Genomic DNA, 13,940 nt, shown 5'->3' with positions numbered 1-13,940 from the left:
AACGCTGACACGTCTCAGATCGGCCGGTCCATCCGCGCGATCATATTGACCGTGCCTTTCACGGCCTGCGGAAAACTGAGCCGGATCTGGTCGCTGTTACTGCCGTAATTCACCGTCACATAGGGCGTCGCGAAAACCGTGTTGCCCGAACCGTCGGTCAGCTCATTGCGGAACACGAGGCTCTCCACCACCCGCGCCCAGCCGCCGAAAGGCAGATAGCCGGACGGGTCCAGAACCCAATCGCTCGACGCCGTGTTCTGGGTAAATTCCGCCGACACCGGGTTGATCGTGAGCTGGCTCACCCCGTTGAACGTATTGCCCTCGAAAATCACATTGCGCGTCGAATTGTATTCGAGATCGGCAAAGGTCGTGTCGATCCTATCCACCCGGTCGATGAACCCGTTCAGCGTTTTGAACGTGTTGTTCTGCACCGCCAGCCCGTGAAGGAAATGGCCCGCCCCGTAAGGCTTGATCACGATCCAGCAGAAGCTGCTCGCCACATCATTCGCGGTGAAAATATTTCCGGTGATGGTCAGCCCGCCAAAGGAATATTCCGAGGAAAACTCCGGTGCGGCGTCGTGTTCGTTGGTCATCTCGATATAGGAATTGTCGATATAATTGCCCGTCACCACAGATTTCACATTGGGATAGGTAAAGACCAACCCCGCCATGCGCGGGCTGTCACTGTCCTCATCGCCTTGGAACCAGTGATTGCCGATGAACATATGCCCGTTGCCATAAACGATCCCGGTATGGCCAAAGCGCTGGAACCGGTTGTCGCGGATTTTGCAGTCATTCGCATTGATGTTGAACGCCACCGACTGACGCGCCACGGCGCTCAAAGTCTGCTCGTTGGAGACAAAGGAGCAGCGGTCGATATGCAGATCCTGACAGCCGCCCCCGATCGAGGTCACGCCCCGGTTGAGCGGTGATTTGATGTGGCAGTCGCGCAGCTGGAAATTGTTGCCGCCGGGCGCAAGCATCACGCCGGAGGCGCGCCCGTTGCACAGAAGCTCGACATCCGAGAGATGAAACTGCGACAGTTTTGAGAGACCCGAGAAATCGAACACATATTTGAACCGCGTGAACGTGTAGCTCTGGCTCGCGCTCGGCGCATAAAGCGGCTGGCTCAGCGTCAACGACTGATCTCCGACATTGACCGCCCGGACATAGACCTCCCGCCCGACGCCCGTGCCGGTGACGAGGCTGCCGACCGGGATATTGGCAATATTCGTGACATTGGTCAGGGTCTTGGGCGAGGCCGCGCTGTAGCTCGCGGTCGAGGCCACCTCCTCATTGTCCCAATGACTCGACGTGTCGGTGGTGATCTGACCGTTGCGGATCACCCGACGGACCTCAAGCGTATCGGCACCGGTGATCGCCGCGATGTCCAAGGGCTCGTCCAGCTCGATGCGCCGCCCGCGCATGTCGAGACTGTCGTGATCGGTGTAATAGAACATCGCCTGAATGGCGCGTTTCAGCCCTTCGACCTCATCCCCGAAGGCATCAATATAGGCGTTGAGATGGAAATTTTGGCGCAAAACCAAACGGCTGCCAGAAGGCATCGTGACGGTGCCGTCGAACACCACCTCTTCGGTGAAGGCCACGGTATCGGAGAGGTAATATGTCCCTGCGGGCACCAACACTTTGCGCCCGGCGGCGGCGTCATTGGCGGCGTTGAAGGCCGCGTGATCGTCGGTGACGCCATCGCCCACCGCGCCGTAATCGCGCACGTCGATCATGCCGGAACTCTCGGCAAGGAACCACTCGGAAACGTCTGCAATCTCGATATCGTCGATCCGCACGGTGCCGCCGTTGGCCCCGGTCAGGTCCAACCCGAAATGGCCATAGACCGGCGCAATGCCCCAAGCCATATCGACCCCGCCGCGCTGGCCCGTGCCGACAATGGCCGTGATTTCGACCACCTCACCATAGGCGGTCAGGAGCGTTTCACTGCCGATCTCGGTCAGGCCGGAGACATGCGCCAAGGACGCGTCGCCCGCCCAGCCCGCGATGCGCACCGACGGGAGATTGCCGGAGATGGCTTTCACACGGGCCTTGATCTGAAGATACATCCCCGGCTGAAGCGGCGTCTCGCCCATGTAGCGCAAGGAGGTTTCCGTGTCGTTTTTGACGATCTCAAGACAGGCGCCGAAATCGGTATCCGCCACCACCAGAGATGCGTTGGCCACGCCGTCATAGGTCGCGGAACCGGGCGTGCCGTCCTCGCTCGACCACACGTCCAAACCGTCCTCGAACGCCGGCGGCATCAGCACCAGCTCCTCTGTAATCGCCTTGTTCATCCGAACCCCTTTCAATCCATCACTCGATGCGTCTTGAGATGTGAAAAGGTCTACCGCAGCAGGGTTAACGACGCCGTTAAGACCCCGTGCGCTGCGGGCTCTCGTGGCGCAACAGGGCCGCGAAAGGAGGCATGAGGGGGTTGCGGCATCTCTGTCATTGGCGGGTCACAGATCCCGTCCTATCATCGCGTTATGAGCTATCGCATCCGCCCCAAAGATTCCGACACAGGCGCGGCCCTCCGGCGCCTCGCAGAGGACCGATTGAGCCGTGCAATCGAGGCGACACGCGCCGCCACGCCCGAAAAGCGAATGGTCGCGGTGCATGATATTCGCAAACGTCTCAAGGAGATGCGCAGCCTCCTGCGCCTCGTGCAGCCGGATTTCGACGGGTTCAAACCCGCCGACCGCACCGTGCGCGACATCGGGCGCGGCCTGTCGGAACTTCGGGATATCAAGGTGCGCTGCGACACGCTGGGGCATCTGGCGGACTATGTCGATCTGCCGGACACGCATCTCGCGCCCTATCTCGCGGATTTGGCGGCGCGGCGCGATACGGCCTATGGCGCGCCCTCCGTCGCGCTTTTGGATGAGGCCCGCGCAGCGCTCACCGCTCTGCACAAGGACAGCCGCGACTGGACGTTGCGCCACTCGGGTCGCAAAGCGCTCTTTCCGGGTCTGTCGAAAACCTATGGCGCGGCCCGCGACGCGATGGAGCGCGCCCGCGAGACCCGCGCCGCCGAGGATTTCCACGACTGGCGCAAACATGTGAAATATCATTTCTACCACGCCCAAATCCTCGCCCCGATCTGGCCGGAGGCAATGAAAGCGCATATCGCCGCCGCCGAAAGCTTGGGCGAGCTGTTGGGACGGCATCACGATCTGGTGGTCTTGGGGGAGGAGGCGGCTGCGGCGGGTCTGTCCCCGCAGACGATTGCCGCGCTGGAAGACGGTCTCAAGGATCGCATCGCCGCGCATGAGAAACAGGCATTTTTAGACGGCGCACGGCTTTTGGCGGACACGCCCGAAGCGCTCTCGCGCCGCTGGTCGGTCTGGTATCGGCTCTGGCGTCACGCCAAATAAAAAGGGCCACCCCAGAGAGCAGCCCTTTGAAAAGATGCGTCTTTCCAGACCTTACGACAGTTCGCCGCTCAGGCCTTTCTCGATCAGGCCGATGGTCTCCTCGACACCGTAAAGCGCCGCGAAAGACCCGAAACGCGGACCTTGGGATTGCCCCAAAAGCACCTCGTAGAGCGCCTTGAACCAGTCGCGCAGGTTCTCGAACCCGTGGTTCTTGCCAACCGCGAAAACCACCGATTGCAGGAAATCACCGTCAGCGAAATCCGCCTCCGGCAGTGCCTCGTCGGAGCCCATATCGGCGTTTTTCTTGGCAATCGCGGCCAGCGCCAGATCGGCAGAGCCAAAGGCCGCCTTGAGGTCTTCCATCGCCGCACGCTCTGCCTCGGTCGGGGCGCGGAAGGTTTTTTCCGGCTTCACGAAGTCATTGTAATAGCGCACCGCATAGCCCGCTGCCGCATCAAGCTGCGGGTTGGCTTCCGGGGAGGCCTCCGGCGCGTACCGCTGGATGAAGCCCCAAAGCTGCTCTTTCTCCTCGGCACCCGCCACGGAGGCGAGGTTGAGAAGCATCGAGAAGGGCACGACCATATCGGAGACCGGCACATCCGCGCCGTGGATGTGGAACACCGGGTTCGCCGCCTGTTTGGCCGCATCCTGCGTCGGATAGGCGCGCAGCTGTTGGTGATATTCGTCCATCGCCCGCGGGATCACGTCGAAATGCATGCGCTTCGCCGTCTTCGGTTTCTGGTACATGAAATAGGCCAGAGACTCGGTGGAGGCGTAGGTCAGCCATTCGTCGATCGACAGGCCGTTGCCCGAAGATTTGGAGATTTTCTGACCGTTGGCATCGAGGAACAGCTCATAGGTGAAGTGTTCCGGTTTCTTGCCGCCAAGGATTTCGCAAATCCGGTCGTAGATCGGCGTGTTGGTCGAGTGGTCCTTGCCGTACATCTCGAAATCGACGCCGAGCGCAGCCCAGCGTGCGCCGAAATCCGGTTTCCACTGCAGCTTGACCGCCCCACCGGTGACCGGCAGGGTCCATTCCTTGCCGTCCTCGTCATCGAACGTGATCGTGTAGTTTTCCTTGTTCACCTCTTTCATCGGCACATAGAGAACGCGGCCGGTTTCCGGGTGGATCGGCAGGAAGATGGAATAGGTCGCAGCACGTTCTTCGCGCAGAGACTTGAGCATGACTTTCATCACGTCATCGTATTTCTCGACGGCGCGTTTGAGGATGTCGTCGAACTGACCGGATTTGTAGAAATCGGTCGCCGAGTAGAATTCATATTCGAACCCGAAGGTGTCGAGGAAGCGGCGCAGCATGGCGTTGTTGTGGTTGCCAAAGCTGTCGAACTCTTCAAACGGGTCCGGCACCGAGGTCAGCGGGCGGTGCAGGTTCTCTTTCAGAAGATCCTGATTGGGCACGTTCGAGGGGACTTTGCGCATCCCGTCCATGTCGTCCGAGAAACAGATCAGACGCGTCGGCACATCCGAGATCACCTCGAAGGCGCGGCGGATCATCGTCGTGCGCAGCACTTCGCCAAAGGTGCCGATATGCGGCAGACCCGACGGACCATAGCCGGTCTCAAAGAGCACGTAGCCCTTCTTGTCCTTGGATTGCTCATAGCGTTTGAGTACCTTCCGAGCCTCATCGAAAGGCCAGGCTTTAGAGCTCATACCAGCGTCACGCAGGTCCGTCATTGTAAGCAATCCTTTTGTCGCGCGGGTCCGTCCCGCAAGCTCCGCTTCCTATTGCCCCTCCCCGCTTCCGTCAATATTGTTTGAGCGCACATGCCCCATGAGGAGCCAAGAAAATGAACGATATTCCCCATTCCCTGACCCCGCAGGACTGTCTCGTCGCCGTGATGATCGCCCAGTCGATGTCCGACGAGAAAATCCGCACCGCCGAACTCGTCACAATCGAGAATATCGTGAACCACCTGCCGGTCTTCGGCGAATACGATCCGGACCGGATCAAAGTGGTCTCCTCGACGGTGTTCGATCTGTTTTCCGAAGAGGATGGTCTCGACGCGCTATTCGGCCTGATCCGGGACAACCTGCCGGAGTATCTCTATGAGACCGCCTATGCGCTGGCCTGCGATGTTGCCGCCGCTGACGGCCACACCTATGAGGCAGAGCTGCGCCTTTTGGAAGAAATCCGTTACGAGCTGACCATCGACCGTCTGCATGCCGCCGCCATCGAACGCGGGGCGCGGGCGCGGTATATGCTTGTGCATGATGACGTGGTGCTCTGAGGCAGTTTTCCACAAAGAAACGCCTCTAAAGCGTCAGATGAAGACGCGGCGCGATGAAGGCGGGCGCGTGCAATGTTTATACCTTGCACCGCAGCCCGCCAAAATCTGTGTTCCTGGCTTTAGCGGACCGCGTCAACATTCAATTATAAAATCGTTTTATACCCGTGAGAAAGACAGGTTTCGCTCCTGTTCCTCCGTGGGTATTTTGTGCAGATCGGAGCGATTTCCCCCCTCTCCCCTGCGCCACGCGGTCGACACGCCTTTCATGTAAACAGTTTTTTAACTTTTTTCATGTGAAGTGAGAAAAACCAAAATTTGACGCAACGAAGTTTAAGGTCTAAGCCTAGCCGCAGTTTATTCTTATGTAGAACCTGTATCATTATGAAATTTTCTTCTTTTCCAATGTTTCTCCCCGCCGTCCTACTGCTTGTCATAATCGTGGCCGCCACCCTCAAGTTCAACGCCGCGTCAACCGCCAACGCGTCCGAGAGCGGATATGTCAGCGTCACAATCGATGGCACGCCCGACGGTAAGGAGATTGATCTATTATGCCACCCGAGAGAACAAGAAACTCAAGCCGAGTTTGCCCAGCGGATCAAACAGGCCAGTGTCGACCTTTTCTCTGATATCCAAACCGTTCCCGACGATGCCTCCTACGCACGTCTCAATGCGGATTTGACGACGGAAAGCGACACTTCCGAAGACCCGATCACAAAAGCCAATTCGACTTCGGCGGCTCAAATGGACATGCTCCTCAAGCGTTTGGCGGTAAAAAAATACGACTGCAAACTGGCACCGGGGCAATCTTAAATCGGCCTACGAAGCGCGAAGCTTCCTCAACGATTGAGCGCGTTGCACAGCAGAGGACCAGAGCCCCCTCACCCCGCATAAACGCCTCCCCAGCGCTGGATCAGCGCCTGTTGCAGCCGTTTGGCGCGGGTGTTGAAGGTGCGCGCACCTTGTGGGCGTTCTCCGGCCCCCGCCGCTTTCGCAGCCTCCCGTTTTGGCAGATCGGCGGCAAAGATCGCAAAAGCCATGCGCTGACCGCCCGGCGCGTCGATATAGCCCGCAAGACTGGACACGAAGTCCAGCGTGCCGGTCTTGGCATGGACGCTGATCGCGCTGTTTTGGATCGGATTGCCCTTCTGATCGAGCATCTTGATCGGCTTCATCAAGGGCGCAAGTGTCGCCTCGACGCCCGGCGCGGTCAGCATGTTCACCATGTCCGCAGTGGTGACGCGGGACGCCCCGCCAAGGCCCGAATGATCCACCAACGCCAGATGCCGCATACCAAGCGCGTTGCGCGCCCAGTCGCTCATTGCGCCGGCGGACGCCTCCAGCGTCCCGGCGCGCACACCCCGCGCCCGGCTTGCCGTCAGCCCGATCACCTCCGCCGTCAGGTTGGTCGAATATTTCAACATGTCGCGGACCACGATGCTCAAGGGCGCGCTCTCGATCCGGGCGACTTCCGTGCCGCTCAGAGCTTTGCGCGTCCCTTGCGGAAGCTTGAGCCCCTGCGCCCCGGCCACCGCCTGAAACACCTCGGCCGCATAGAGCCCCGGCAAGCGCACCGGCAACCACCGCGCCCCGCCATTGCCCAGCGCCGCCTTGGCCACCGTCCAATCGTCATGCCCCTGCCCGGCCACATGATCGAAGACCGGCAGATCGCGCGCCGCCACGCTGATCCGGGCGATGCGCACATCCGGCGCATAGCGTTCGGCGCGGGCGTCCATCTTGAGACTGTAGCTCTCGCCCTGCCGTTTCCATTCGAAATGCACCCGGTTGTAATTCAGGTTCAGCCCGGAAATCGTCGGGTTATAGCCCGCATATTCCACCTGCCCCGCGTCGATCTCCTCGACCCGCGGCAGCGCCGTGTCATCGACATAGAACCGCCCTTTGACGTCCGTGATCCCGGCACCGCGCACCAGCCCCGCCAGCGCGCCAAGCCCGTCGGTGTCCAGCGTCGGATCGCCGCCGCCGACCAGCACCAGATCGCCCTGCACCACGCCGTTCACCACCGGACCGGTCGCCAGCACGCGCGTCACAAAACGATAGTCCGCCCCGAGATGATGAAGCGCATAAAGCGCCGTCACGGTTTTCGCCACGGAGGCAGGTGGCAAGCGCAACAAGGGCTCGCGCACCTCCTGCGTCTCGCCCGTCCCCGTCTGCGCCACGGCATAGCTGATCTTGCCGCTCAGCCCCGAGGCGGCCACAAGCTCATCGCCCGTTGGAAGCGCCTGTTTCGCAAGCTCCGCCGGGCGCGGTTTCGGGATCGGAGAAGCGCCAAGCCCTTCGGCCCAAGCGCCCTGCGTCAAGGCCTGCGCTGCGCCGCCGAGCAGGAGGCCAAGGGCTGTTCTTCGAGGAATGCGGGGGGATGCGTGCCGTGTCATACCCGCGAGTTAAGCGCGACTTTGCGACATCAGCAAGACGGGAAATCAAGCCTTTCGCTCCCCGTGTTCCTTCGTGACGGGCACAGAGGCCGGAACGAACACATTTCCCGGCCAACTCTTCCAGCGTTAACCTTAATCAGATTAACCTTAACAACCCGAGACAAACCCCAAGAGACACATGCCAGAGACGGCCACTCAGTCCCGCGCCCAACCGCCCTGCGCCCGGATTTCCGTCGAGGAGGCATCCGACATTGGCACATTGATGAAACACCAGCGCGGGACCGGCCCCCGCCCCAAAAGCCGCGAAGCCTTGGGCGACAGCTTGGCATGGGCAAAGCTCTGCGCCGCGACCGAATTGCGCGCGGCACCCCGTGTGCCGGGCCGGGCAATCACACCGACGGGCGTCGTCTCCATGATGCCCTTCCAGTCCTGCCAGAGATGGAATTGCGCCATATTGTCCCCGCCCATCAGCCACACGAAAGTCACCCCCGGATAAAGCCCCCGGATCGCCTTGAGCGTCGCCGCCGTGTAGCGCGTGCCGGTATAGGCCTCCAGTGCCGTGACCTTCACGCGCGGATGCTGCATCACCGCACGGGCGCGGGCGAGACGTTTGTCCATCGACGCCGGCCCCTCGGCCTTGAGCGGGTTGCCGGGGCTGACCAGCCACCAGACCCGATCCAGCCCGAACCGTTTCAACGCCATTTTCGTGATATGCACATGGCCTTCATGCGCGGGGTCAAAAGACCCCCCGAGAAGCCCGATCACCTGACCGGGGCGGGCATATGGCAGCTCGTAACGCATAGCGCCCTCCATGGCGTCATGGGCGGGGGCTGTCAATCTTTCTGACTTGGGCCAAGTGTTTAGGGGCTGTCGGGGCGCCATGTATCCCCAGATCTGGAGCAGAAAACAGCCGTGTAAATTCTATGCCCACGCCCGTTCCAAGAAGTCGGCCAGTCGCCTTTGGGCAGGTTCACTCCGAGCAGATTTCCGCCAGCCATTTTTTGCGCGCCCGCAGAGATGAGCTGCGTTCTTTGAACCATTTCGGAGAGAGAAAGGGAGAAAACCGACGTTGGCGCGCCCATTCTGTGGTGAGCAAAGCCTTTGCAATCTTCTTCGTGAGCTCCGCGTCAGTCACCAGAATTTCCTCAATTTTTAGCTTTGCGCCATACAGATCACGGCTTGCCTGTTCCCGTTCCGGGTCCAAAAGGCGCGCATAATCATAATTGGGAAACTCAAGGCCATATTCGTCCCTCAGCCACAGGAGATCCGTATTTTGATAGTCCAATGCTTCCGCAATGTGAGGGTATATCTGCGGCCGAGAAGCCCCTGTGGATTTGTCCAGTTTTTGGAGTGTACGCACCAAATATCGTGTGTCTGGCGTAAAGATATTTTCTCGATTGGAATGAAATTTTTCCCGATAGTCGCGCACCAAACACGTGGATTCCGCAGACATGGTCTCATTTGTTTTGCTTGGCTCAGATAACCGGTCTCTTTCTATTCCCATATCAGGAAGAAACTCTGTGACAAAGTCAGAGACAATGTCGCCATCGTGCAGGCAGGAGCGATCAAAGACACGGGGGCGGATATTCTCGCGCTGGAAAGCTTGCGCATAATCTTCAAATATTCTTCGAACAGGTCGGGGCGTCAGTGCCGCAAATCTGGATGCAGCCTTGATGCGTTGCTGTATCCGGGAGGGGTAATCAGAAGAGGGTTTTCGGACATATGCCGCCACTGTAATTTTTGACGGCGAAAGCGCCTCTATATAGGCCTGAAACTCGGAAAAAACGTCCCATTGAATTGGAAAGAAGAGCGTTTCATCCGACAAAATCAGTCGCTGGATGTTTTCCTCTTTGATCTGTTTCGCAAGCGATGCAAACCAGTCCCTCTGAAGCTTGCGGAGGCGGAGGGGATCAAACATGACTGGTTTGTTGTTGCGTGGCACTTTCCCTGAGAAAAGCCCAACGATGCGTTGTTTGTTTCGGTGAAACGGACAACGCGGATAGAGAACACCCTTGCTTTTCAAGTAGTTTTCGGAATTGCGAAGTGTTTGCTGTAGCGACGTGGACCCTGTTTTGGGAGATCCGATATGCAGTATCAATTCCATGGTTTTCTTTTACCCTTAAAAGAAGTTGATCGCGGAGTACCACACCTTCTGACAGTCGCGATATTATTCACCGCAGAAACCGCATAATTTTGCGCAGCGGGGATCGTTTTCGCGTCCCCCAGTTAGACACAATTTCCTCTATTTTGGCGAGGGTTTCGTCTGGAATGTCACCAAGAGTTTCGGCCTCTTTACGGCTTTTCAAACTCTCGCGCCAATTCGACGTGTTCAATCCGAATTCGTTTTCCATGATCTCGATATTCGCGCCCAACGCCTCAAACAACGCGGTCTGTTGCCCTTTGCCCTCCCAAAACTGCTTACCCTTGTTCGCTTGCGCATAGTCTTCAATGATGAGCTGCAGCTTGTCATCTCCAAGCAAGTCTTTCATGTCAGACCGTTCGACAGTGTGCGAGGCGAAGCGTTTCGCGGCGTTCAGAATATGCGCATGCGCGGGCGTCGGGCTTTTTCTGACGACTTTCGGCTCCGTGAAGCCTCCGTCCGAGATTGAATGCCCCAGCTCTTCAAAGAAGGAAGGGATGAGGCCATTCTCGCAGAGGTTTTCATAATTCAGACATTGAACCGGCGCGATGAGATCGCGGAAGAGCTGCGTATTCTCACCGTATCTCAACAGAGTTTTCTGAGCGCGATCAAGATACTCCGCAAACCCTTCGTCCATACCGTGAGATCGGGTATTAATGTTCTCAATATAAAGTGACTGGATAAAATCTATTGGATTTCGAAAGACCAAAACAACGGTCGTATCAAACCGCTTCAAAACATCTGCCAGCTTGAGCAGATACGCGCGGCGCTCAGCCAACCATTGATCTTCCTGATCTACGCTGCCCTCCTGAGACGGGCCACTGGCACCAAATTGGCGCCATAATGGTTCAGCACTGAGCAGAAGTGTGGTGTCCGTGCCTTGAAGCTCCTGCGCCCAATCCTCCACGAGCTTAGCTGCCGTCTTTATCGTGAGCCGTTGAGATTTTTCAGCAAGCGCATGCGCAATATCATGATGTTGCTGGGCGGCTTTTTTCCCGTGAAGCGGAAGTGTCGGGTAAAGGAGACCTTGCTGTGCGAGCATATCCCGATTGGCCGCACAAAACGCCTGAATCGCGGTTGTTCCGGTTTTATGCGTCCCGGCGTGCAAGATGAGCTTAGGTTTCATATCGATATCCTCGTCGCAACTTCGCCGGAAAACCAATGGACGCTCGTGACCGAGACGGGTCACGCAGCCGCTCCAATCCTTGCGGGCATTTACGCAACCTTGTCGCCGAATGCCAAGGGGCGTTTCCGACCCGAGGTGAGCTCACCCCCCATTGATTTGAAAATTGAAGACATTACAGTCAGTTATCAATTTCGTCGCATTTGGAGCCTTGAGCGGCTTCTCGCAACACGCCCTTGCCGGATGAGCAGCGCCATGCCTCGTCCGAAAGCGCCGCCCCTCGCATCGCCGCATGTCCCGGCTTGACCCCGCCCATTAGCTGACTAAAGTCTGACAAAACAACAGACCAAAGTCAGGTATCCTCCATGTCCCTCTCCCCAATCGACCGCATCCGCCGTTTCAACCGCTCCGTCACCACGGAAACCGGCGTGCTGGACCAGAGCTTTCTCGGCCGGGGTCGCCCGCTCGGCGCGGCGCGGGTGTTGAACGCCATCGGCCCGGACGGGCGCGCCGTCTCGGACATTCGTGACTTTCTCGACCTCGACACCGGCCTCCTGTCGCGCCTCTTGCGCGGTCTCGAAGACGAAGCCCTCGTCACCGTCTCGGAAGACCCCGCCGACAAACGCCGCCGCATCGCGAGGCTGACGCCTGAGGGGCAAAACGAATACGCGGCCTATGAGGCGCTCTCCAACGACCGTGCGCAGGCGCTTCTGGACCGTCACCCGCACCCGGAGCAACTTCTCGCCGCGATGGACCTGATCGCCTCCGCGCTGGGCCGCGACCGGATCGAGATCGAGGCAATGGACCCCGACAGCCCCACCGCCTTTCACTGTCTGGAAAGCTACTACGCCGAGTTGGCCACCCGCCTCTCCATGGGCTACGACCCCGCCAAAGCCGCCCGCGCCGGTTCTGACGACATGCGCCCCCCGCGCGGGACATTCCTTGTCGCCTTGTCCGACGGGTTGCCCTCAGGCTGCGTCGGCCTCAAGGGCACGGATAAAGACTATGCCGAAATCAAACGCCTCTGGGTCGCCCCATCTGCGCGCGGTCTGGGATTGGCCAAACGCCTGATGGCCGAGGCGGAGGCCCAGGCGCGGGCGATGGGCATCACGACGTTAAGGCTGGACACCAACTCAGCCCTGCCGGAAGCGGCGGGCTTGTATCAGCGGCTGGGGTGGAGCGAGATCGAACGGTTCAATGATGATCCCTACCCGGATTTGTTTTTTGAGAAACGGGTGTGAAGGGCTACGGCTTACTAAATTGCTTGGCTAAAATTGCCGCCGCCGAAACATCCAATCCGCTTTCATCATCTTTAATAATGCCGTCCTGAGTTGGTCGGAACAGCGCAGCAAGGACGACTGCCTCACTATCCTTGCTGACTTCCTGATCTCTGCGCAGAGAGCGATATGATTGCGCGAATGCTTTTTTCTCAGCAGCATCCAACATCAAATGCCGTTCGCTCAAAAAGACTTTATATTGCAAGCGAATAATCCAGAGCAAAATGGACATCGTGGTCAAGATTCCACCAATCAGCAAAGGCCCCTTTGCCGAAAACTCGCTCTCCGCATTGAAGAAACTCTGTGCAATTTCATCCCCGAAAAACACCGGAACGGTGATCGCCACCAAAACAGCAAGAACCGCCAATCCCATAAAAAATCGAAAGGCATTTTGCGATGCTTTTTTATGCTGCTTCTCTCGCAAACCCCACAACCGAACAGGGGCTTGAAATTTCATATCTTCGGTGAAAAGCTTTTTAATTGCCTCATATTCTCTCTTATTGTGTTCATTTTGCTGTTTCCCACTCAGAGTGGTTTGACGCATGTCAGCAAAGGCCGCTGCGCGATCTGTTTTGAATTGCTCCTCAATCTCAGAAAAAAGCTCGTGCTCAACACTACGCATATCTTCAGCCTCGGAGTTCCGGGCTTTGATTTCTGCACTAAACTCTTGTGTTTTTTTCGCCTTTAATTGCTCAAACTCTTCTGCCAGCTGATCTCGCAAACTCTGAAGCTTTTCGACTTCTTCTTTCACCGCAGCGAGCTGGACGTCTAATGCGCGTTTTGCGGCACCAACTTTAGCCCCAGAGACCTTGCCAAAAGGCATCGCCTCAACGGCATAAGCCGCTTCGAAATAGCGCTGCCCGCGAGCTATAGCAGAACTTAAATTACGAAAATTTTGCCCTCTTCCGGGAAGTGAAAGATAATAAACGTAAACGTCGACAGATTGCGGCATATATCCCGATGAGAACAGGCCAATGATCAATCTGCCAAGCAAGCTATCTGACGGAGGCGGCCCCATGGTATCCGCCTGCCAGTTTCGACCTGTTTCAGAACTTTTTAAAAGGTCGTCACGCATTCGTTTAAAAGGCTCCAAGAGCAAGACAAAGTTCACGCTCTGATGCCTATGCGTGAACGCTTGATGATGCCTCTGGATTAAAGAACCCTCTTTCAAAACCTCATCGAGAAACGGTTGCCAAACTTCCTGTTCTGTATCCAAGAATTTCCGGACAGATGTCGCGTTTGGAAACTCCTTTTTCTGTTGATCCGCATAAGTGATTTGGAAAATTGGCTTCGGCATATCAATCTCGGTTTCAATGGTTTCGAAGAGCTTAGCGGCATGAAACATGCGGGCATAGCGAAATCCCATACAGAGATACCC

The 13,940-nt window shown here is 57.7% G+C and carries 11 protein-coding genes; 4 read left to right on the top strand and 7 right to left on the bottom strand.

The features are described 5' to 3' along the window. Positions 1-14: 14 nt before the first annotated feature. On the bottom strand, positions 15-2,303 hold the full coding sequence (locus ACYBHZ_RS10590; protein WP_460274244.1) for a glycosyl hydrolase family 28-related protein: 2,289 nt from the start codon (positions 2,301-2,303) through the stop codon (positions 15-17). 261 nt (positions 2,304-2,564) lie between these two features. Here ACYBHZ_RS10590 and ACYBHZ_RS10585 point away from each other — a divergent pair, with 261 nt between their 5' ends. Then, positions 2,565-3,383 carry a CHAD domain-containing protein gene (locus tag ACYBHZ_RS10585; RefSeq protein ID WP_460274243.1) on the top strand — a complete coding sequence of 273 codons (819 nt, stop codon included), beginning with the start codon at positions 2,565-2,567 and terminating at the stop codon, positions 3,381-3,383. Between the two features lie 51 nt (positions 3,384-3,434). Here ACYBHZ_RS10585 and ACYBHZ_RS10580 read toward each other — a convergent pair whose 3' ends face one another. Continuing rightward, the gene (locus ACYBHZ_RS10580; protein WP_460274242.1) at positions 3,435-5,078 is read right to left on the bottom strand and encodes a lysine--tRNA ligase; all 1,644 of its coding nucleotides are present in this window, start codon (positions 5,076-5,078) and stop codon (positions 3,435-3,437) included. Between the two features lie 113 nt (positions 5,079-5,191). Here ACYBHZ_RS10580 and ACYBHZ_RS10575 point away from each other — a divergent pair, with 113 nt between their 5' ends. Together ACYBHZ_RS10575 and ACYBHZ_RS10570 are read left to right on the top strand one after the other, a co-directional pair. After that, a complete protein-coding gene (locus tag ACYBHZ_RS10575) occupies positions 5,192-5,632 on the top strand; it encodes a tellurite resistance TerB family protein (protein ID WP_460274241.1) in 441 nt (146 codons plus the stop codon). A 438-nt stretch (positions 5,633-6,070) separates the two neighbouring features. After that, positions 6,071-6,442 carry a hypothetical protein gene (locus ACYBHZ_RS10570; RefSeq protein WP_460274240.1) on the top strand — a complete coding sequence of 124 codons (372 nt, stop codon included), beginning with the start codon at positions 6,071-6,073 and terminating at the stop codon, positions 6,440-6,442. 68 nt (positions 6,443-6,510) lie between these two features. Here the strand turns inward: ACYBHZ_RS10570 and dacB are convergent, their stop codons facing one another. From dacB to ACYBHZ_RS10550, 4 genes are all read right to left on the bottom strand, one after another. Continuing rightward, the gene (dacB, locus tag ACYBHZ_RS10565) at positions 6,511-8,022 is read right to left on the bottom strand and encodes a D-alanyl-D-alanine carboxypeptidase/D-alanyl-D-alanine endopeptidase (RefSeq protein ID WP_460274239.1); all 1,512 of its coding nucleotides are present in this window, start codon (positions 8,020-8,022) and stop codon (positions 6,511-6,513) included. 195 nt (positions 8,023-8,217) lie between these two features. Next, complete coding sequence (locus ACYBHZ_RS10560) at positions 8,218-8,823, bottom strand: nicotinate-nucleotide adenylyltransferase (protein ID WP_460274238.1); 606 nt, start codon at positions 8,821-8,823, stop codon at positions 8,218-8,220. A gap of 169 nt (positions 8,824-8,992) precedes the next feature. Continuing rightward, positions 8,993-10,126, bottom strand: a complete 1,134-nt coding sequence (locus ACYBHZ_RS10555; RefSeq protein WP_460274237.1) for a hypothetical protein — start codon at positions 10,124-10,126, stop codon at positions 8,993-8,995. Between the two features lie 67 nt (positions 10,127-10,193). Continuing rightward, entirely contained in the window at positions 10,194-11,288 is a 1,095-nt protein-coding gene (locus ACYBHZ_RS10550) for a hypothetical protein (protein ID WP_460274236.1), read from the bottom strand. A gap of 362 nt (positions 11,289-11,650) precedes the next feature. Between ACYBHZ_RS10550 and ACYBHZ_RS10545 the strand changes: the two genes are divergently transcribed. Next, positions 11,651-12,526, top strand: a complete 876-nt coding sequence (locus tag ACYBHZ_RS10545) for a GNAT family N-acetyltransferase (RefSeq protein WP_460274235.1) — start codon at positions 11,651-11,653, stop codon at positions 12,524-12,526. Positions 12,527-12,530: 4 nt separating this feature from the next. Here the strand turns inward: ACYBHZ_RS10545 and ACYBHZ_RS10540 are convergent, their stop codons facing one another. Beyond that, entirely contained in the window at positions 12,531-13,928 is a 1,398-nt protein-coding gene (locus ACYBHZ_RS10540; RefSeq protein WP_460274234.1) for a DUF6161 domain-containing protein, read from the bottom strand. Between the last annotated feature and the right edge of the window lie 12 nt (positions 13,929-13,940).

Source organism: Celeribacter sp. ULVN23_4, assembly GCF_054788345.1.
The sequence above is the reverse complement of the archived record's forward strand: the minus strand, read 5'-3'. Positions and strand labels throughout refer to the sequence as shown.